Raw genomic sequence first — 20,855 nt, 5'->3', positions numbered from 1 at the left:
TCAATGAACAACAGCAATTTTAAGAAACCTGCGCTTTGGATAGCCTTTATCGCTTATACCTTGCTATTTGCCTGCGCTATGTTCCATCATGAAATGTGGGGAGATGAATACCACAGCTGGAACATCGCAAAATCCAGCAGCAGCCTGGGAGAACTGATGACCAATATCCGTTACGAGGGGCATCCGCCGGCATGGTACCTGATCCTGTGGACGATCTCAAAATTTTCCCATCAGTTGGTCTGGGTGCAAACAATTCATTTGCTGATAGCCGTAGCTGCAGTTTTTGTGCTGTTGTTCTTTTCCACTATACCCGTTTTTACCCGTGTGTGGTTCCCTTTTAGCTATTATTTACTGTTTGAGTTTACAACACTGAGCAGGAACTATGCTATCGGTATCCTGATTGCCTGCTGTATCTGTGTGATCATACGCAGGCAGTTTAAATACCAGCGCCTGTTATATTATGCTTTATTGATCCTGCTGGCCAGTACCCATTTGCTGGGCATATTGCTGGCGGGCAGCCTGCACCTGTACTTCCTGTTGTTGAATAAGGAAAGGGGACAGCCAAATAAGGCACTGCTCTTACATGGCGTAGCTGGTATCCTGCTGGGGCTCTCGGCGCTTTGGTTCATTTTCCCGCCGGCAGACAGTATCCTGCATCCGCAGGCATTCCTGCAACGGCATTGGCAGTTGCCGGCGCAGCTGGCCACTATCCTGTATGCGCCGTTAAGGTCCCTGATGCCGATTCCTGCCTGGTGGAACCATCATTGGTGGAATACGCAGTTCCTGCTGGAGGCACAGGGGCAATACCCGTTCCTCAAGATAGTAAGCGCTTTGTGCTCTGTGGGTCTGCTGGCCTGCGCCTTTGCCGTATTACGCGGTAACAGGAAAAGCCTGGCGCTATTTGGCCTGAACGTCCTTTTTACATTTGGTACAGCCACCGTATTTCCTCTTACCAGCACCCGTTATGTGGGATTTATATTTATAGGATTTATGGTTGCCTGGTGGTTATATACCAGTGAAACGCCGGTTAACAGACGGCAACAGTGGTTGGTAAGTATGCTGTTGTTTATACAGTTGGCGGGCGCTGGCGTAGCGCTGCAACAGGACCTGAAGTATCCATTTTCAAACGCCTGGGCCGTTAAAAGAATGGTAGCGGAAGTGCCGCAGGGGCAGCAACTGGTCACTGATTACTGGGGTATGATAGCAGTATCTGCTTTTGCAGATAAACCAACTTATTGCGTGAACCAGGAAAAGGTGATGAGCTACCTGATGTGGAAAAAAGGAGAATTTATGAATGTGCCTGGCGGCGTGAACCCGCATTATAAAGGCGTTAATACCTTTTTGCAGCAGCAGGGTTTACGGCAGGTATATATGATCACTACTTATTCCCCGCAAGTGCTGCAGGAGCGGGATTCAGTATTCACACAAGGCTTTCACTCAGAGCTGCTGGATAAAGAAGAAGGGGGGATAGACCGGTATGGGGATTTTTACCTGTACAAGATCAGCCGGTAACGCATACACAGGAAAAATGCGATATTTAGTTGCCTTTAAAAACCAGATATTATGCTGCACATCCTGTACATCATCGCTATTACCGCAGAAGCTATGACAGCCGCTTTATCCGCCGGGCGGCGCAATATGGATTGGGTAGGGGTTTTCATTATTGCCTGGGTAACGGCCCTGGGCGGCGGTACTATCCGTAACATACTGCTGGGGCATTATCCCATGACCTGGGTAAGCCATCCAGAGTACCTGCTCATTACGGCCGGCGGGGCTATACTGGCCGGTTTGATCGCTTCTTTTATGCGGCAGCTGAGGAAACTGTTCCTTTTCCTGGATGCGCTGGGCCTGGTGGTGTTCACCATCATCGGCTGCCAGCTGGCGGAGGAAATGCATTTGCCCATGGTCATCATTGTCATGAGCGGCGTGATCACCGGTTGTGCCGGTGGGGTACTGCGCGATGTGCTGTGTAATGATATTCCCCTGTTATTCCGTAAAGAGATCTATGCCAGCGCCTCTTTTGTAACAGGAGGTATTTATCTGGGCGTGGAGGCGTTGGGTGGTAGCATGGAGTGGGCAACTATTATTGCGGCCGTATTAGGGCTTATATTGCGTTTACTGGCTATCAGGTTTGAATGGCAGATGCCTAAATTCGTATACCAGGAAGAGTGGTAAAAAAACAGCCCCGGTGATCCTACACCAGGGCTGCTGTTATACCGGTCAGGTAGTTTTCTTAGGCGGCAGTGCAAAGGCAATTGCCTCATGCTCAAAATGCCCCTTGTGCGAAGCATCGCAGAAAGGTTTGTTTTTGGATAATCCGCAACGGCAAATAGATACCGCTTCCCGGCCACCCAGGTCATACTTGTTGCCATCCTTATCCACGATCTCAAAATCGCCCTCCACTTTCAGGGAGCCGTTGTTGTTTACTGTGATCTTTGTAGTAGCCATAGTTGTTTGGTTTGGCCGCCAAAAATAGGGAAAGAATATTAGAAAGCTGTTAACACCCTCCTGAGCCATACAGCAAAACAGGTTTGAGCCTTCCAGCAAACCAGCCGGGCCCTTTACCAGCTTAGTTTTGTGTTATCTTAAAAACACAGCTAACACATGAAAAAAGTAGTTTTGATCACAGGCGCTTCCTCCGGCATGGGCAAGGCAACCGCGCAATTACTGGCGCAACAGGGCTATAAGGTATACGCCGCCGCGCGCAGAACAGATAAAATGAACGACCTGTTGCCCCTGGGCATAACACCCGTGCAGATGGATGTAACAGACGATGACTCCATGGTGAATGGCGTGCAGCATATCATTGCAAAGGAAGGGAAGATAGGTATACTGGTGAACAACGCCGGTTTTGGCGCTTACGGCGCAGTGGAAGATATGCCCCTCAATGAGGCCCGTTACCAGCTGGAAGTAAATGTATTTGGCGCGGCACGCCTGGCGCAGCTGGCGTTACCCTATATGCGCAGCCAGCGCTGGGGCAAGATCGTGAATATTTCATCTATCGGCGGTAAATTTGCATTGCCCCTGGGTGGCTGGTACCATGCGAGCAAATTTGCCCTCGAAGGTCTGAGCGATAGCCTTCGTAATGAGGTAAAGCAGTTTGGGATAGACGTGATCGTCATAGAGCCTGGCGGCGTACAATCAGAATGGGGTAATATTGCGGTAGATAACCTGCTGAAGGTATCCGGCCATAGCGTATACCGGCCCATGGCAGACCGTTTTGTTGCGATGGGAAAAGCGGCGGCGGAAAAAGGCGTTTCGCCTATGGTCATTGCCCGGCTGGTGCAAAAAGCTATTACAGACGCTAAGCCTAAAACACGTTATGCCGCGGGGTATATGGCCGACGGTATGTTATTCATGAATAAGGTATTTTCAGATAAGATGATGGACGGCATGGTAAGAAGCCAGTTTAAAGTCAAGCTATGAGTACTGATCCTACAGGCGATATCATACTTAACAACCTGTTATATTCCTGCCTTTCGGAGAAAAAGCGCGGTAACGAACAGTTTGTGCCGGAGCATACCCTGGGTATCATGTTATCCGGCGAAAGCCAGCTGCTGACGCCCAGGGGCAACCGTATTGCCCGCGAGGGCATGATAGGCCTTATCCGGCGTAACCAGCTGGTAAAGGCGCTGAAGGTGCCTGGCGAGGACGGGCAGTTCCGGTCCATCAGCATCTTCCTTACCCAGGATGCGCTGCGGCGTTACAGCGCAGCTGCTAACATCACAGCCAGCGGGCCCTATACCGGGGACCCGCTGCTGGAGCTGCCGCCGGATCCGTTCCTGGAAGGATTCTTCCATTCCCTGATGCCCTATTTCGACCAGCCAGGCCGCCTGACCAGTCAGATAGCTGACCTGAAAACGAATGAAGCCATTGAGCTGTTGCTGCAGCACAACCCCCGGCTTAGCTATTTCCTGTTCGACTTCAGCGAGCCGCATAAGATCAACCTGGAAGCATTCATGAATCAAAACTATATGTACAATGTACCGGTAAGCAAGTTCGCGCAGCTCACCGGCAGAAGCCTGGCTGGCTTTAAACGCGATTTTGAAAAGATCTTCCGTACCTCACCCCGCCAGTGGCTTATGCAGAAAAGGCTATCTGAAGCCTATTATATGATCAAGGAAAAAGGCAGAAAACCCTCAGATGTTTACCTGGATGTTGGCTTTGAAAACCTCTCCCACTTTTCCTTTGCATTTAAGAAAACATACGGTGTGGCCCCTTCCATGGTGTAGGGATTGGTTTTTTGCCGCTGATAACAAACTGAAGTGTGCTTTCAGTACCATTTAGTACTTTAATCCCTCTAAAATGCTTACCATGAAATTCCCTTTCCGGAAAAAGGAAGCGCCTGAAAACGCCGTGAAAAGATCCAAACTGCGTGAGTGGCTGGATGCAGGTGTGTTTGCCATCATTGCCGCTACTGTGATCCGTACTTTTATCTTTGAGGCCTATTGTATTCCTTCCGGCTCCATGGAAAGAACGCTGTTGGTGAACGATTACCTGTTTGTAAGTAAAGTGAGTTATGGCCCCCGTATCCCCATGACGCCGCTGGCCATCCCCCTGGTGCATAATAAGATGCCGCTTACGAAATATATGCCTTCCTATTCCACCGCCGTACAATGGTCTTACCACCGGCTGCCCGGTTTTACTCATATCAAACGTAACGATATAGTGGTGTTTAACCTGCCGGAAGGCGATACCGTAGCGCTGGAAATAGAAGAACGCAGTAACTATTACGATCTGGTAAGGCGGCGGGGACGTGAAAAGATCTGGGAAAATTACCAGATCCTGGCCCGCCCGGTGGATAAGCGGGAAAATATCATAAAACGCTGTGTAGCCGTTCCCGGTGATACGTTGCGGATCCGGGACGGGGTATTATATATAAACGATGAAAAAGCATTTATAGCGCCCGAAAGCGAAATGCCCTATTGGGTGCAAACAGCTGACAGTACGGAACTGAATACTGACCGCATGGACGAGTTAGGGTTGATAGACGCGCCGGTAACCGGTGAACGTAAAGGATATTTCCTGTACAACCTTACGCCTGCTAATGTAGCCACATTCAAAAGTTTTCCCGTAGTAAAGAATATGGAGCTGGATATTGACAAAGACACGGCAGATATTGCGGTATTCCCCCACGATACGGCCTATTACCGCTGGAATGAGGATAATTTTGGCCCGCTGGTGATACCAAAGAAAGGACAGACCGTAGCCGTTAACCGCAACACCATAGAAATATACCGCCGTATCATACAGGTATATGAAGACAATAAACTGGAAGAAAAAGACGGCCGGTACTTTATTAATGATAAGCCTGCGGATGCCTACACTTTTAAAATGGATTATTACTGGATGATGGGCGATAACCGCCATAACTCCACAGATTCCCGCTACTGGGGATTTGTGCCGGAAGATCATGTGGTGGGCAAAGCCTGGATCACCTGGTTGAGCTATGGCAAGGACGGGCTTCGCTGGAGCCGCTTTTTTAAATCGATCAAATAATAGCGTTATACTTCTATAACAGAGGCGGTCCCGCAGATACGGGACCGCTTTTCGTTTGTGTCAACCCGTTTCTAACGGTTACTACTGAACGAGTCGCGGAACATTTTCCAGCCCTCGTCAGTCATGACACAAAGTACCGGACTAAAAGGCGGCAGGGATTGTATAAAACCGAACAGTTTTTGGGGATCAGTGAAATAACTGGTTTACCGGGAATTGCTCCGGTTTGTAGGCAGAAGGGGTAACGCCGGTAAAGGATTTAAAATCACGGATAAAATGTGCCTGGTCAAAATAGCCGCATTCATAAGCTACAGCTGTGAGGGAACGGGGTTGTTGGTTCAGGTACCGCATGCTTCTTTTAAAGCGGCGGATCTTGAGATACATACGCGGAGAGATGCCCAGGTGCTCCATAAACAATTGCTGCAGATAACGCGCGCTGATATTGGATTGGTAAGCAATGGTATCTATGCTCTCATGTTGCTGCATTTGCTGCAGCACATGATCCAGCAGCTGCATTTTATATACCTGGCGTTTATTGCTGGGCAGGTGTTCCAGCAGGAACTGCTCTATCAGGGAGATCTTTTTCTCCAGTGTGTGTACGTGCAATAGGGCCTCATGCAGGCCGCTTGCGCAATTAAGCACGTCTGAGAGATCGTGTATGCCATCATTAAGGGGCGCCATGCCGGTTTTCAGGAAAAAAGCGGCTGTATGCGGGTGAAAACGGACGCCTAGCATCTGTACATGGCCCTGGGTGCTGACGGGCGTGGGCTGGGTGATCTGCCCTATGAGCTCAATCGGGGGATTGGTACAGGCCTTACCGTCATGCACAGACTCCCAGATGGCGGAGCTCAGGTTAAATACGATCTCCGGGTAGCCGCTGGGTAATATGGTATCGTTCACCGATGCCGGCGCTTCCCCATCCATCCACCAAAAGCTGCGGATATAGGGCTGCAGGGCAGCCTGTGGTCGTATTTCGCGGAAGATCATAGTAACAACAATATTTAATTATCCATAAACTCCCAGGCGCTCTGGTAAGCATCCCGGTTAGTGGCATAACTGATAAAATCTGCATAGAACGGTAACTGCGACAAGGTGCCGCTATCGCCTATCACCACTAGTTTCTTACGGGCCCTTGTCATGGCTACGTTCATACGGCGTATGTCTGACAGGAAGCCTATCTTATTTTCCGTATTGCTGCGTGTCATGCTGATGTACACAATATCCCGCTCCTGTCCCTGGAAGCTATCAATAGTATTCACCGATATCTTTTTACCATAGGGCTGCAGGGCAGGGGAGTGCTGCAATAATTCCTGCAGCAGCTGTACCTGTTGTTTATAGGGTGATATAATAGCGATCGTAGGAAAATTAGCTGGCTGATAATGGGCATTCAGGGCAGCAGCCAGCTGGGTGAGGTGTTTGAACAGGAAAGCGGCTTCTTCCGGGTTGGTGGCGCTGGTGCCTTCCATCTTCTCATCAAAGCCGCAGCCGGCGGTATCCACAAACGCCAGCGGCGTATCTGCGGCAAACAGCAGGTGTTGGGCTACGGAGCCATGCGCCTTCAGCTGGTCCCGGTAAAAGGTGCTGGAGGAATAGCCCATAATGGTCTCATGCATACGGTACTGTTCTTCCAGCAGCACCACGGCTTCCGGATGCAGGGCCGTATTTTTTTCCAGCAGGGTATGGCTTAAACCTTTACGGGCTGCCTCGTTGGATTTGATGGTGGGTGGCAGCTGGCAATGATCCCCGGCCAGTATTACCTTTTTTGCTTTCAGGATGGGGATCCAGCAGGCAGGTTCCAGGGCCTGTCCCGCTTCATCTATTACTACAGTATGGTATTGCACATGCCGTACGGTATAATGGTTGGCGCCTACCAGTGTGGCAGTGATCACCTGCGCTTTGGCCACTACATCGTCAATGATATATTGCTCTGTTTTCTCTACCTCTTTCATGATCTTGCGCGCTTCGTCAAACAGGGCTTTGCGCTGCTCGCGCTCCGCTTTGCCAAAATTGCGTTTGTATTTGTGCGCCATATCGCGGAAATCATTGGCCTGCCGTTTCAGGCGCTTGATCTCTTTGGTGCTGTTATGGTCAACCATTTTATTCTCCAGGGTAAGCGATAGCAAACGCTCTGATACGCGGGCGGGGTTGCCGATGCGTAGTACATTCAGCCCTTCGTCAGACAGTTTTTCGCTTAACAGGTCTACCGCTGCATTGCTGGGCGCTACTACCAGTATCTGCTTATGATCCTGTTTTACCAGCGCTTTAATGGCTTGCACCAGGGTGGTGGTTTTGCCGGTACCGGGAGGGCCGTGCACGATGGCCAGTTCATTGGCTGCCAGGATCTTGTTAACGGCTGCCTGCTGCGATGCATTGAGCCGGGGCAGGGTTAGCGGCGGTAGTTCATTATGGAAGGTAGGGTGTTGTTCACCTGTGAGTATTTTGATCAAACGGCCTTCTTCCTTTTTCTCCGACATGTTGATGGCCAGCTGCAGGGCATTCTGCATTTCGTCATAGCTGTTCTCATCAAACAGCAGGTCAATACCCAGTTTGCCATCACGCGACCATTCCGGCAGCTCATCCGTGCGCAGGCTGATCTTCATGCGGTTGCCGCCCTGGTAAACAATAGTGCCTTCTATCTGGTTATTCTTAGCATCGTGATTGGAAAAAAGTATAGCCGATACGCCAGGGCGGAACTGGTGGGTGATATCCTGGTGAGTGGTACGCTCTACTTCTACGGTCAGGTAATCCCCCCGGCCCAGTTCAGTATCCTTAATGGCTACCGGGTACCAGGCCAGTCCGTTGGCACGGCGGGCCGTTATAGAGGAGCTTTCTGTAAGTTGTTTGTATAATAGCCGGTCTTCATCCCGTTCGATCTTCAACAGTTGCTGCAGCTTTTTGAAATAATCCATCCTGCAAAGATAAGCAGCTTCTGCCAAAGGCTACCGGGCGGGTGCGACAGTTTGCGTGGGTGTTTGCGCCAGGACGCTCATAAAATATATTTGTGTAACCGGATGGTTTCTTATATATTGCAACCAATTGGTTACGGAATTACGCATATTCATAAAAACTGATCACCATGCAACAGGAACCACTTACGCTGGAGCGTACCTTTAATGCCCCCGTTGAACGGGTTTGGCGCGCCATTACTGATAAGGACCATATGAAACAATGGTATTTTGACCTGCCTGAATTTAAAGCCGAAGTTGGGTTTGAGTTCTCCTTCCGCGCGGGCAAAACAGACCGGGTTTTCCTGCACCTGTGTAGGGTAACGGAGGTGGAGCCTAATAAAAAGCTCACCTATAGCTGGCAGTACGAGGAATTTCCCGGCAACTCCTTTGTTACGTTTGAATTGTTTCCGGAAGGAGATAAAACGCGGTTAAAGCTTACTCATGCTGGCCTCGAGACCTTTGGCGATTCACCGGAAGTGGCCAGGGGCAATTTCGAAACCGGCTGGACCATGCTCATCGGCACTAAGCTTAAGGAGTATGTGGAAAAAGCGGCTGTCACAGAGCCCTAGTTCAATTGATCAGCAAGTAATTAGTAGTGGGCTGTTTATTTTTAACAGCCCACTACTAATTACTAATTGCAACAGACCCCTATTATTTATAACTTCACGATGTCGTATTGAATAGCCTTCAATAACCCATTTTTTAAAGCGAAATAAATTCCAATGACATCAAGAAGATCATTCCTCAAAGCCGCCACCTTAGCTTCCACGGGTTTCCTGGTGAAACCTTCCGCGTTATGGGCTGCCACACAACAAAAAAAGTATATAGGCTTGCAATTGTACACGGTAAGGGACGCCATGGGGCAAGATCCTGCGGGCACCCTGGCCAAAGTGGCCAAACTGGGCTTTACTGCTGTAGAAGGGGCTACCTACACCGGTACCCAGCAATTCTATGGTATGAATGCGCCGGCATTTGCCAAACTGCTTAAACAGCAGGGCCTTATCATGCCCAGCAGCCATTTCCGCCTGGGTGAGGAAAAGGCCAACGGCGCCCCGGTAAAAGGCACTATGCTGTATGAATGGGGAAAGGCGGTAGAGGATGCTGCGGCTGTAGGCGTTAAATACATGGTATGCGCCTACCTGTCAGAAGAGGAGCGCGGCGGCCTGGATCATTACAAAAAATTGGCAGAGGAATTTAATAAAGCGGGAGAAACCTGTAAAAAAGCAGGCATCCAGTTCTGTTATCACAACCACGATTTTGAGTTCCAGCAGCAGGATGGCCAGTACCCCTATGATATTCTCCTCAAGAATACCGATAAGGACCTGGTAAAGATGGAAATGGATATTTATTGGGTAACCAAGGCCGGTCTGGACCCTGTAAAACTTATGGAACAACACAAGGGCCGCTTCCCGTTATGGCATGTAAAGGATATGGATAATACGCCGGAAAAAGCCTTTACAGAAGTGGGCAATGGCACCATTAACTTTAAAGAGATCTTCAAACATACACAGGACGCGGGGTTAAAATATTTCTTTGTAGAGCAGGATAAATGCCCCGGCGATCCGTTTAACAGCATTGCTCAAAGCATTTCTTATATCAAAAAGAACCTGGTATAAGACCATAAGCCGGACAGGAATATTTTGCCTTGAGCACTTTTAAAGATCCGCATGGACCCGGTAGGAGTGAGGGCAAAATATTCCCGGCGCCGGCGCGCCCCTCACTTATCAACCACCACAATCCTCACAGTATGAAAAAACTGAAACTCCACGTTTTTCTACTCCTGGCAACCCTATGCATAACCCATACCGCATTTTCACAAAATAGCCATAGTCAGTCAGGTATCTTCGATGGGCACGGGGATATAGGTACCGGTGTAAAGCCCGGGTCTGCCGTTTACCTGCCGCAAACACAACAATATGTTATTTCCGGGGCCGGGTATAACATCTGGTTCGACCATGATGAATTCCAGTATCTCTGGAAAAAGATAAAAGGCGATTTTATCCTCTATACCCGCGCTGCCTTTGTGGGCGCCAAAGGGGTAGAGGAACACCGTAAAGCAGGCTGGATGGTGCGTAAAAACCTGGAAGGCAATTCCCCTCATATCAATGCGGTAACACATGGAGATGGCCTTACCTCCCTGCAGTACCGCAAGACCGTTGGCGCGCAAACAGAAGAGCTGAAATCTTCCCTTACCCATGCGGATGTGATACAACTGGAAAGAAAGGGTACCACTTATACCATGCGCGTAGCCAGGTATGGAGAACCTTTTGTAACAGAAAAGGTAACAGATCTTGACCTGGGGGATGAGGTATATGTAGGGCTTTTTGTTGGCTCGCATAATGCCGATGTGCTGGAGACCGGCGTGTTCCGCGATGTACGTATCACGGTACCGCACAAGGATGACACCAACCCGAACGTCCGCATGACCTTGGGCAGTAACCTGGAGTTGCTGGAAGTAGCCAGCGGCAACCGGGAGATCATTTATACGGTACCGTATTCCATACAGGCGCCCAACTGGACCACTGACGGCAAATCCCTGATCTATAACGATAACAAAGGGATCATGTACAATTTTGACCTGGCCTCCCGGCAGCCCTCAAAGCTCAACACCGGTACGATCACCAATAACAATAACGACCACGTGATCTCTTTCGATGGCAAGATGCTGGGCTTGAGCAGCAATGTGCGGGAACTGGGCGGCTCCATCATCTATACAGTACCCATCAAAGGCGGTATACCTAAACAAATTACGCCCAAAGGGCCATCTTACCTGCATGGCTGGTCGCCGGATGGTAAAAGCCTGGTATTCTGCGGACAACGTAACAATGAGTTTGATGTATACCGCATACCCGCCGCCGGTGGCCAGGAAGAAAGGTTAACCACCTCACCCGGACTGGACGATGGGCCCGAGTATTCGCCCGATGGCAAATACATCTACTTCAACTCCGTACGTTCCGGTACCATGCAGATCTGGCGTATGGCGCCTGATGGCAACAACCAGGAGCAGGTAACCAATGACGATTTTAATAACTGGTTTGCGCATATCTCCCCGGATGGTAAATGGATGGTATTCCTCTCTTTCCTGAAGGAAGAGGTAGAACCGGGCAATCATCCGCCTTATAAACATGTATACATCCGGCTGCTGCCCACATCCGGCGGCGGCACGCCTAAAGTGCTGGCTTATTTCTATGGCGGGCAGGGCTCCATTAATACGCCCTCCTGGTCGCCCGATAGCAAGCGGATCGCGTTTATAAGCAATAGTGATATGGGCGCCGGCCAATAACAAGCGATATCAATCACCATATGCCGGTTGCTACAGCAGCCGGCATTCTTTTTTGGTACTTTCATGTCATCTATTTAGCCTGATGACCTCCGACCTTTGTATTAGGGTATTTTTTAGCTATATTTACCCGATTTGACAGTGCAACCTACTTATACCACAATTACGGGAGAACAGGAAAAAGAGCTGCTGGGCGATGTAGCAGCCGGCAATTGGGAAGCATTTTCCCGCCTGTATGAGCTTTTCAGCCCCCTGGTATTGCACTATTTACAGGTATACCTGCCAGAAAAACAGGATGTGGAGGAGATAGGGCAGGACGTATTCCTGAAGGTATGGAAACGGAAAGAGACCCTTATCACCGTTCGCTCGTTCAAAAATTACATCTTCATTATTACCCGTAACGCTCTCAACGATTTTCTACGTGCGCGGCAGTCCCGCCAGCAGCAACAGGCTGGTTATGAACGGGATTTTGTGCAGCCGCACCATTACAGCCCGGACGATAAGCTGCTTACAGACCAGTACGAGGCCATTGCCCGTGCCGCCCTGGCTGCCCTGCCGGAAAAGCAGCGCCGCATCTTTGAGCTGCGCACCCGCGATGATAAGACCATCCAGGAAATAGCAGACGAGATGGGCATGTCCGTAGGCGGTATACATAAATCCCTCCAGCAGGCCATTGCTGCCCTGCGCGATCACCTGGGCCGGCATGGCGTACATTACAACCTGCTCATTATCCTCTGCTGCTGCGCGGATCTGCTCCAATAAATTTGCATATGGCCAAAACAAAAGGCCGGCCAACAGACCAGCCCTTGTTTTCTATGGGATCACCGTGTTATTGTTTAATGAATGACTGTTGCCACTGAGCGCCACCGCCTGCTGCCCGCAGGATGTAAATGCCTGGCGGCAGTGAAGATAGATCCAGCTGGTAAACAGGCCCTTGTATGCGAGTAAGCACCCGGAACACCTTACCGCTCATATCCGTTACCGTTATAGTATAAACAGCCTGTGGTAAGGGTAGCTGCATGGTAAGCTGGCTCACCGCAGGATTGGGATACAGGCGGAAAGCCTTTTGCTGCTCCAGAGGGGTGGTTGGTGGAACTGGTTGTTTGCCGCTGTACATAGTACGCGCACCGGAAGCGGTGGGCCGTACCATCCATAACCACCGGTTGGTACTGGTATCTGTACCGGCCAGGCTAAAAACGCTGTCTACCACTGTGTAATCGTGCCCCGCGCCGGCTTGCATAGTCAGATGTTTTTCTCCATTCAGCGCCGTATATAAGGCAGTAGAGGCAGCGGGGGGATTAGTGCCGCTCATGTCATCTGCCCCATGCCATACCCAATGCCGCCTGCCAATGCTATAGGCCGCCAGGGGGGCATAGCTGGAGAACCAGTGTGTAGCCACGCTGATGGTGGTAGAGAACAGATCGCGGTAAGCGCTGTTATGCGACTGGTCATTGGTAATATAACCCCACATACGGCCTACGCCGCCGCTTACCCCTATGATATGGAACAGGTCATGGTTAGTAGTATCCGTTGGGTAAATATGGGTAAAGAAATAGTCAATATCATTGGCATAGTTAGGGAGGAAATAGCCGCTGTTGTAAGGGATGGAGAACACTTCCCACAGGATGGTGTCACCGGGTGCCCGCACTGTTTTACCATCCCAGTTGATGCCCAGATCATCCAGCAGCTTCTGGGGAGACGCCTCCTGGTAATTGGTGCTGTCAATGACGGTGTCGCCATTAAAGCTTACCAGGATATGTCTTTCCCCGCAGCCGGCAGCACGGAAGTAGCCGTGATCGCGGCCATTGAACCGCCAAACTACCTGGGTCCCCGGTACATATCCTTCCGGGCCGCCGGGATAACAGATGGGCTGCTCAGGAGCGCTATCAGTGCGGGCTACCATCCATAACCAGCGGTTGGTAAGCGTATCAGCCCCGTTCAGGGACATGCAGCTATCCCAGGTATCGCCGTTATGGCCGGTGCCTGCCTGCACCGTCAGGTGTTTGCTGCCATTCAGCAGGTTATATAAAGCAATAGAAGCGGCGGGTGGCGTTAGGTGCAGGGAGTCTGCTGCGCCATACCATACCCAGTGCCGCCTGCCCACGCTATAGGCCGTCATCTGCGCTTCCTGCCCCAGCCAGGGAGTAGACTGGCTGATGGTGGTGGAGAAGATATTGCGGTAGGGACTGTTATGATCCTGTAAATTGGTCATAAAGCCCCACTGCCGGCCTACGCCGCCACTAAGCCCTTCTATATGGAATTTACTATGATCTGACGTGTCGATAGCTGCAATATGGGCAAAGAAATAATTGATGTCTGCCGCATAGGCGGCCATAAAGGTGCCGGAGTTATTGGGGATAGTAAAGATCTCCCATACCACGGTGTCACCGGGGGCGCGCACGGTACGGCCATCCCAGTTAAGACCGGCATCGTTCAGCCATTTCTGAGGGCTTTCGTTTTGATAATTGCTGCAATTGCTCTGCCCATCGCCGGTGAACGAGATAAGGATATGTCTTTCGCCATTGCCTGCGGCTTTAAAATAGCCATGATCCCGGCCGTTAAAGCTCCAGCATACCTGGGCGCCGGGCGTATATCCGGCAGGCTGCGCCAGCGCTGTTATGGATAACAACAGGAACAGGTGAATAAGTAACATTTGTTTCATGCGGGAGTGTTTTTAGGGTACAAGGGTGTAATAAGTAGAATGGGTTTCCACTATAAAGAACGAATATGCGTTGCGGGCAAACAATAACACAAAATAGGGAACCTGCTGCGGAAACAGTTCATTGTGATGCCATTACGCCGTCATTTACCGGCAATTGTGAACTTTTTTTTAAATTTTTTACATCTTGGGTGAAAATCCGGAATTACTCACCGTCTTTAGTACGATATCACATGAACTTACAAGGGGCAATAGCGCATATTGAAGCACTGGCTACCGGAAAAACGGTAGCAGCAACGCAAGTGGCGGCTTTTCAGCAGTGGCTGCTCAACGACGCCACGGATGAAGACCGCCAGGCCCTGGCGGCGGTGCATGAGTCCCTTTTAATGGCGGCAGATAAGGAATTGGTGTATGATAAGGAGCTGGCCGCGGGTATCTTTCAAAAATTGCAATTTCTCCGTGATTCAATAACACAGGAGGGTTTCATAGGACAGGAACAACAAATGGTGGTGCCCATAAGTTCCCGGCGGAGTTACAGGTGGTTAGCTGCGGCTTCACTGCTTGTAATACTCGGGGCGGGCACCATCCTCTTTTTCCGCACACAAAAAAAATCGCCGGCAGTAGCCGTTGCGCAGCCATTGGCGCCGGGTGGTAACCGGGCCATGCTTACCCTGGCAAACGGGCAGCAGATCATACTGGATAATGCCGCTAAAGGCCAGGTGGCCAATGCAGGCGGCGTACAGATAGTAAAGCTGGATAGTGGTCTTATTGCCTACCAGGGCAGCGGCAGCATTATAGAGTATAATAAATTATCCGTGCCGCGCGGCGGCCAGTTCCGGCTTACCCTGCCGGATGGCACAAAGGTGTGGCTCAATGCAGCTTCTTCCCTCCGCTATCCCACTGCATTTACCGGTAATGACCGTACGGTGGAGCTGGAAGGTGAAGGATATTTCGAAGTAGCACAGAACGCCGCCCAACCTTTTATGGTAAAAGCCGGCAGGGTAGACGTACAGGTGCTGGGCACCTCGTTTAACGTGATGGCCTACCACGATGAAGCAGCCATCCGCACTACGGTATTATCAGGCGCGGTAAAAGTACGCGCTGGCGCGGCAGACGCAGTAGTAGCGCCCGGTGTGCAGGCCAGCCTGTCCGGCCAGCAAGCAGATTTCAGCATCAGCCATCCAGACATGGAGGAAGTGGTGGCCTGGAAAGAAGGAAAATTCAGCTTCGGTAAAACCAATATTAAAAGCATTATGCGCCAAATGGCCCGCTGGTACGATATGACCGTTACCTATGAAGGGAATGTGGACAGCATACAGTTCGAGGGCATTCTGTCGAGAAAAGAATCTGCAGTGGAGTTATTGGATGCTATAGCAGCAACAGGAGAAGTGCACTTTAAAATAGAAGGAAATAAAGTAACGGTCTTTCCCGGAAGGGGGCAATAATAGCCGGAAGACCGCAAATCGTCGGGATCAAAAATCAACCAGGATTATTTAATTAATCAACCAACCAACAGGAGTCTATGTAAAAGATTACAACCAACATGTAATCCCTGCATAAAATAGCGGGTTCCGATTGCCGTCGAAACCCGCTGTGGCGGGATCGCTTACAAATGCCTTGAAACATTTTCCGTAAATCCCTAAATGTACAAAGAGTATGAACTGTATTGTACCTGGTAAAGGTATGCGAAATCTTTCGCTTATTAAAACGCTGATGATTATGAAGTTAATCATGGTGCTGATGCTGGTGGGAGCCTTGCACGTAAGTGCTACCGGCTTTGGACAGCGGGTAACAATGAAAGTGAAAAATGCGCCGCTCACGCAGGTGTGTAAACTGCTGACGGCCCAGACGGGGCAGGAGTTCCTGCTGAGCCCCGCCGTTGCAGAACATGCGGCTCCGGTCACCATCGATGTAAAGAACCGGCTGGTGGAAGAGCTGCTTGGGCAGTTGCTGAAGGATCGTGGCCTGCGCTACGAGATCAGGAACAACATCATTATTATAACAAAGGCGCCGGTGACCGCAACACTTGTTACGCCGCCAAATGTTGCAGATACCGGCAGCCTGCGGCCCCATGTCCTTATCCGTGGAAGGGTGATAGACATTAACGGAACCCTTTTGCCCGGCGCTACGGTAATGATAAAGGGTACGAGGCGCGGCGCACAAACAGATGCAAACGGCTATTTCGAGATCAGCTCTGATCAGGAAGACAATACGATGGTGATCACTTACACCGGCTATAATGTAATGACCGCCAAAGCTAATCCGCGCGTTGCTATGACCATTGTCCTAAGCCCGGCCACTAACGATCTTGATCAGGTGCAGGTAATAGGTTATGGAAAAACCACCAAACGTTTTAATACCGGTGATGTGACTACGATAAAAGGAGAGGACATCCGCAAAAATCCGGTGAGTAATGTGCTGGTGGCTTTACAGGGCCGCGTTCCGGGTATGGTCATTACCCAGGATGCCGGTTTGCCGGGCGCATCGATCCGCGTAAATATCCGGGGCATCAATAGCTTTGCAGGTAACGATCCCCTGTATATCATAGATGGGGTGCCTTATCCCTCCAGACAGCTGAATCCCACCATGCTCAACCAGGCCTTGAGTGGCGGTAATTTCCTGAGTTATTTTAATCCCGCGGATATTGAAAGCGTAGATGTGCTAAAGGATGCAGACGCCACCGCCATTTATGGATCCAGGGGTGCAAATGGTGTTATCCTGATCACCACCCGTAAGGGAAAACCTGGGAATGCGAGAATAGACGTGAATGTATATTCCGGTTTCTCTAAGCCATCTACCGCGCCCAGGATGCTGAATCTGGAGCAATATATGCAGATGCGGCACGAAGCAAAAGCAAATGATAAAATGCCCATACTGCCCAATGATTATGATCTTAACGGCACATGGGATACCACCCGTTATACAGATTGGTCTAAGCAGCTGCTGGACAGGAAGGCCCATACCTCAGATGCGCAGATCAGTATTGCCGGTGGCGCCAACAGTACCACCTACCGCATCAGCAGCGGTTACCATCGTGAAACATCCGTGCAGCCAGGCGGCGGCGCTGATCAGCGGGCTAACCTGCATTTCAATACTAATACGGAAACAGCCAACCGGAAAGTAGGCGTGCAGCTGTCCGGCGATTATGTGTATTCCTTCAATAATATACACGCCACAGACCTCGCCGCTTATCTATTCAATAACCCGCCCGTATCGCCGGATCCCTTTAATGCGGATGGAACACTGAACTGGGCAAATGGCCAGTGGTCCAATCCCTACCAGGATCTGCAGAAGCGCTATAAAAAGCGGGCAAATAATCTCATAGGCAATGCCGTGATCAGCTACCGCCCCTTAAAAGGCCTGGAACTGAAAACTTCATTAGGCTATAATACTTCCACCATTAACGAATTCCTGGGTACGCCGCTTTCCTTCTTCAGCCCTTTGGATCTGAATCCGAAGAACAGCAGCTCATACACCACATTTAATAACAGCACCTGGTCTATAGAGCCCCAGGCCCTCTATACCATTACCCTGGGTAAAGGCGTGTTGTCTTCCCTGGTGGGCGCTACATTCCAGAGCACCAAAACTAACTCGCTGGCCATAGATGCTTTTGGGTTCAGCAATGAGGCCCTGCTGGAAAACCCAGGCGCTGCTGATAGCAGCTATGTAGATAGCTATTCGCAAACGCTCTACAACTATAATGCGTTATTTGGCCGCCTCAATTATGCATGGAACAATAAATATATCCTGAACCTCACCGGGCGTTATGATGGCTCCAGCAGGTTTGGTCCCGGCAAACAATTCCATTTCTTTGGCGCAGTAGGCGCTACCTGGATCTTTACAGAAGAAGCTTTTATTAAGAATAACCTGCCTTTCCTGAGCTTTGGTAAATTAAGAGGCAGCTTTGGTACCACTGGTAATGACCAGATCAGGGATTATTTATTCTATGATCTGTATTCCTTTGGTAATGCTTACCAGGGTAACCAGGGCCTGGTGCCAACCAGCCTGTATAACCCGGATCTGCATTGGGAGCTGAATAAAAAACTGGAAGCCGGCATTGAGCTTGGTTTTTTGAAAGATCGTATATCACTGGAGGTGAACCTGTACCGTAACCGTTCTTCTGATCAGCTGTTGCCATATGATCTGTCACAGGTAACCGGTTTTGGCAGCATTACGCGTAACTCGCCGGCCACTATTCAGAATAAGGGCATAGAAGCCGTGTTACGGACGGTTAATATCAAAACAAAGGATTTCACCTGGAGTACGTCCTTTAACATCAGCGCCAACCGTAATCAACTGATTGCCTACCCTGACCTGGACAAATCTTCCGATAAGAATGGATTTGTGATAGGTAAGTCCGTAAGCATGTATAAGTTATATAAATACGCAGGGGTTGATCCGCAAACAGGCGTATATACCTTCTATGACAGCAAAGGCAATATCACCTCAACTCCTAATGCCCTTACAGATATGACGGAGCTGGTAGACATTACGCCTAAATATTCCGGCGGTTTACTGAATTCCCTGTATTACAAAGGCTTCTCCCTGGATGTGAATTTCAGTTTCATCAGCAGGATGGGGCAGAATGCGTTCGGACAGCAGATGGTATTCCCGCCGGGGTTCAGGTATAATGCTACGGTAGAAGCATTGCGCCGCTGGCAGAAACCGGGCGATATAACGGATGTACGCAGTTATACGCAGAGCCCCCTTCAATTTTATTCCCAGATATTAGCCCGCACCAGTACACGCGCCGTTAGTAAGGCCACTTATGCCCGCCTGCAGAACCTGTCTTTCGGGTACCAGTTGCCGCACCAGGTATTAAGCAGGCTGCGGGTGGCTAATATAAGGGTATATGTACAAGGGCAGAACCTCTTCACGATCTCCAGTTATAAGAATACGGATCCGGAAAGCCTTAGCAGCACCCGTATGCCGCCACTACGTTATTATACCGCCGGTTTTCAGATCACCTTATAAACAGAAGAACATGCAACGCTATTATAAAACAGCATCTATTATACATCGATATTTCATTGCCCTCTGCATACTATGCATAGCCGGCATTACCGGATGTAAGGATTTTGTACAGGTAGATCCGCCCATTACCGGCATTACCAAAGGTTCTGCATACGATGATGATAAATCTGCCCTGGCCGTACTTACAGGTATATACAGCAAGGTGATATCCAGGGGCGGCATCGCCAGCGGCGAGCGTAGCATCGGTTACTATATGGCCCAGTACGCGGATGAGCTGCAGAACTGGTCGCCGCAAAATACCAGCCAGCCATTTTATGTGAATGCATTACAGAATACAGGGTTGGTGAGCGCGATCTGGAATAGCCTTTACCAGCAAACCTATGTATGCAATGCCGCTATAGAAGGCATTACCGCCGCCGGTGCATTGAGTGCGGATGTAAAGAACCAGACCCTGGGAGAAGCCCGGTTAATGCGGGCATTTTTATATCTGCAGTTGGTGAACCTGTTTGGCGATGTACCCATGCCGCTTTCCACGGATTACAATGCCAATAATACGCTCACCCGCAGCCCGCAGGCAAAGGTGTATGAACAGATAGTACAAGACCTGCAGACAGCGCAGCAATTGCTGAGCGATGATTATAAAAATGGGAATGGTAAAACCACCACGGATAAAGGCCGGCCCAATAAACAGGCGGCTGCTGCTTTACTGGCCCGGGTATACCTGTACTTGAAAGACTGGCAGCATGCAGCAGAACAGGCGGATGCCGTATTAGGTGATAGCCATTATGCATTGGCAGCAGATCCTGTGGACGCATTTCCGCCCAACAGCCAGGAGGCTATCTGGCAAATGGCGCCCATCTCAGAAGGAGCGGGTATAAGCCTGGGTGATCCGCAGGTATACCTGCTTACACCCGGAGCGCCCCCGGATGTATTCAGGCCAGTGTCTTTATCTACCCGCCTGCTCAATGCATTTGAAACAGGGGATAAGCGTTTTGCCGCCTGGGTAGGCGTAGATGATGTGGCCGCCACTGGTACTGTTCCTACCCACACATACTATTACCCGAAGAAGTATAAATTGCCCACAGGGCCAGGGGAATATTGTATGATCATCCGCCTGGCAGAGGTGCTGCTGATCCGTGCAGAGGCGCGTGCCCAGCTGAACAACCTCACCGGCGCAAAAGCCGATCTGGACGCCATCCGCACCCGTGCAGGATTAGGCGGTACAACCGCAGCCACCAAAGAGGCGCTGCTGGATGCTATCCTGCATGAACGCCAGGTAGAGCTCTTCACAGAATGGGGCCACCGCTGGTTTGATCTGAAACGTGCGGGTAAGGCAGATGCCATCATGAGTGTTGTAACGCCGGAGAAAGGAGGCGTTTGGAGCAGCAACTGGTTACTATGGCCAATACCGCAAAGCGAGATCCTGTTAAACGATCATCTCTCACAAAATCCCGGATATCCAAATTAACATAACAAAGGAAACCATCCGTTCATAAAA

Annotated in this window: 16 protein-coding genes; 12 read left to right on the top strand and 4 right to left on the bottom strand. The window is 50.2% G+C overall.

Annotated elements, in window-relative coordinates; translation table 11 throughout:
- Nucleotides 1-3: 3 nt before the first annotated feature.
- Nucleotides 4-1,512, top strand: coding sequence for a hypothetical protein (locus tag F0L74_RS14180; protein ID WP_149838501.1), 1,509 nt, complete (start codon nucleotides 4-6; stop codon nucleotides 1,510-1,512).
- Between the two features lie 51 nt (nucleotides 1,513-1,563).
- The gene (locus tag F0L74_RS14175; protein ID WP_149838500.1) at nucleotides 1,564-2,175 is read left to right on the top strand and encodes a trimeric intracellular cation channel family protein; all 612 of its coding nucleotides are present in this window, start codon (nucleotides 1,564-1,566) and stop codon (nucleotides 2,173-2,175) included.
- 45 nt (nucleotides 2,176-2,220) lie between these two features.
- Here F0L74_RS14175 and F0L74_RS14170 read toward each other — a convergent pair whose 3' ends face one another.
- The gene (locus F0L74_RS14170) at nucleotides 2,221-2,448 is read right to left on the bottom strand and encodes a CDGSH iron-sulfur domain-containing protein (protein ID WP_149838499.1); all 228 of its coding nucleotides are present in this window, start codon (nucleotides 2,446-2,448) and stop codon (nucleotides 2,221-2,223) included.
- A gap of 156 nt (nucleotides 2,449-2,604) precedes the next feature.
- Between F0L74_RS14170 and F0L74_RS14165 the strand changes: the two genes are divergently transcribed.
- From F0L74_RS14165 to lepB, 3 genes are all read left to right on the top strand, one after another.
- Nucleotides 2,605-3,426 carry an oxidoreductase gene (locus F0L74_RS14165; RefSeq protein ID WP_149838498.1) on the top strand — a complete coding sequence of 274 codons (822 nt, stop codon included), beginning with the start codon at nucleotides 2,605-2,607 and terminating at the stop codon, nucleotides 3,424-3,426.
- The gene (locus F0L74_RS14160; protein WP_149838497.1) at nucleotides 3,423-4,232 is read left to right on the top strand and encodes a helix-turn-helix domain-containing protein; all 810 of its coding nucleotides are present in this window, start codon (nucleotides 3,423-3,425) and stop codon (nucleotides 4,230-4,232) included. Before F0L74_RS14165 ends, F0L74_RS14160 begins: the two co-directional genes overlap by 4 nt.
- Before the next feature lie 82 nt (nucleotides 4,233-4,314).
- Nucleotides 4,315-5,499 (top strand): signal peptidase I, encoded by a 1,185-nt coding sequence (lepB, locus tag F0L74_RS14155; protein ID WP_149838496.1) that lies wholly within the window; start codon nucleotides 4,315-4,317, stop codon nucleotides 5,497-5,499.
- A gap of 186 nt (nucleotides 5,500-5,685) precedes the next feature.
- On the opposite strand, the gene F0L74_RS14150 is transcribed toward lepB, so the two are convergent.
- A complete protein-coding gene (locus F0L74_RS14150; protein WP_149838495.1) occupies nucleotides 5,686-6,483 on the bottom strand; it encodes a helix-turn-helix domain-containing protein in 798 nt (265 codons plus the stop codon).
- Nucleotides 6,484-6,497: 14 nt separating this feature from the next.
- On the bottom strand, nucleotides 6,498-8,405 hold the full coding sequence (locus F0L74_RS14145) for an AAA domain-containing protein (protein ID WP_149838494.1): 1,908 nt from the start codon (nucleotides 8,403-8,405) through the stop codon (nucleotides 6,498-6,500).
- Nucleotides 8,406-8,572: 167 nt separating this feature from the next.
- On the opposite strand from F0L74_RS14145, the gene F0L74_RS14140 reads away from it, so the two are divergent.
- The 4 genes from F0L74_RS14140 to F0L74_RS14125 all read left to right on the top strand — a co-directional run bounded on the left by F0L74_RS14140 (nucleotide 8,573) and on the right by F0L74_RS14125 (nucleotide 12,486).
- On the top strand, nucleotides 8,573-9,013 hold the full coding sequence (locus F0L74_RS14140; protein WP_149838493.1) for an SRPBCC family protein: 441 nt from the start codon (nucleotides 8,573-8,575) through the stop codon (nucleotides 9,011-9,013).
- A 153-nt stretch (nucleotides 9,014-9,166) separates the two neighbouring features.
- Nucleotides 9,167-10,060: a sugar phosphate isomerase/epimerase family protein gene (locus F0L74_RS14135; protein ID WP_149838492.1), complete on the top strand. Its 894-nt coding sequence runs from the start codon at nucleotides 9,167-9,169 to the stop codon at nucleotides 10,058-10,060.
- Between the two features lie 131 nt (nucleotides 10,061-10,191).
- Entirely contained in the window at nucleotides 10,192-11,727 is a 1,536-nt protein-coding gene (locus F0L74_RS14130) for a TolB family protein (protein ID WP_149838491.1), read from the top strand.
- Nucleotides 11,728-11,865: 138 nt separating this feature from the next.
- Entirely contained in the window at nucleotides 11,866-12,486 is a 621-nt protein-coding gene (locus F0L74_RS14125; protein WP_213086963.1) for an RNA polymerase sigma factor, read from the top strand.
- A 67-nt stretch (nucleotides 12,487-12,553) separates the two neighbouring features.
- Here F0L74_RS14125 and F0L74_RS14120 read toward each other — a convergent pair whose 3' ends face one another.
- Complete coding sequence (locus F0L74_RS14120; RefSeq protein WP_149838489.1) at nucleotides 12,554-14,386, bottom strand: T9SS type A sorting domain-containing protein; 1,833 nt, start codon at nucleotides 14,384-14,386, stop codon at nucleotides 12,554-12,556.
- Between the two features lie 230 nt (nucleotides 14,387-14,616).
- Here F0L74_RS14120 and F0L74_RS14115 point away from each other — a divergent pair, with 230 nt between their 5' ends.
- The 3 genes from F0L74_RS14115 (at nucleotide 14,617) to F0L74_RS14105 (ending at nucleotide 20,825) form a co-directional block, all read left to right on the top strand.
- Nucleotides 14,617-15,828 carry a FecR family protein gene (locus tag F0L74_RS14115; protein WP_188316002.1) on the top strand — a complete coding sequence of 404 codons (1,212 nt, stop codon included), beginning with the start codon at nucleotides 14,617-14,619 and terminating at the stop codon, nucleotides 15,826-15,828.
- Nucleotides 15,829-16,102: 274 nt separating this feature from the next.
- On the top strand, nucleotides 16,103-19,357 hold the full coding sequence (locus F0L74_RS14110) for a SusC/RagA family TonB-linked outer membrane protein (RefSeq protein ID WP_188316001.1): 3,255 nt from the start codon (nucleotides 16,103-16,105) through the stop codon (nucleotides 19,355-19,357).
- A 10-nt stretch (nucleotides 19,358-19,367) separates the two neighbouring features.
- The gene (locus F0L74_RS14105) at nucleotides 19,368-20,825 is read left to right on the top strand and encodes a RagB/SusD family nutrient uptake outer membrane protein (protein ID WP_188316000.1); all 1,458 of its coding nucleotides are present in this window, start codon (nucleotides 19,368-19,370) and stop codon (nucleotides 20,823-20,825) included.
- Nucleotides 20,826-20,855: the final 30 nt, after the last annotated feature.

Source organism: Chitinophaga agrisoli (assembly GCF_008386695.1).
In the GTDB taxonomy this organism is placed as follows: domain Bacteria; phylum Bacteroidota; class Bacteroidia; order Chitinophagales; family Chitinophagaceae; genus Chitinophaga; species Chitinophaga agrisoli.
This window is presented reverse-complemented; position numbering and strand designations above follow the sequence as displayed.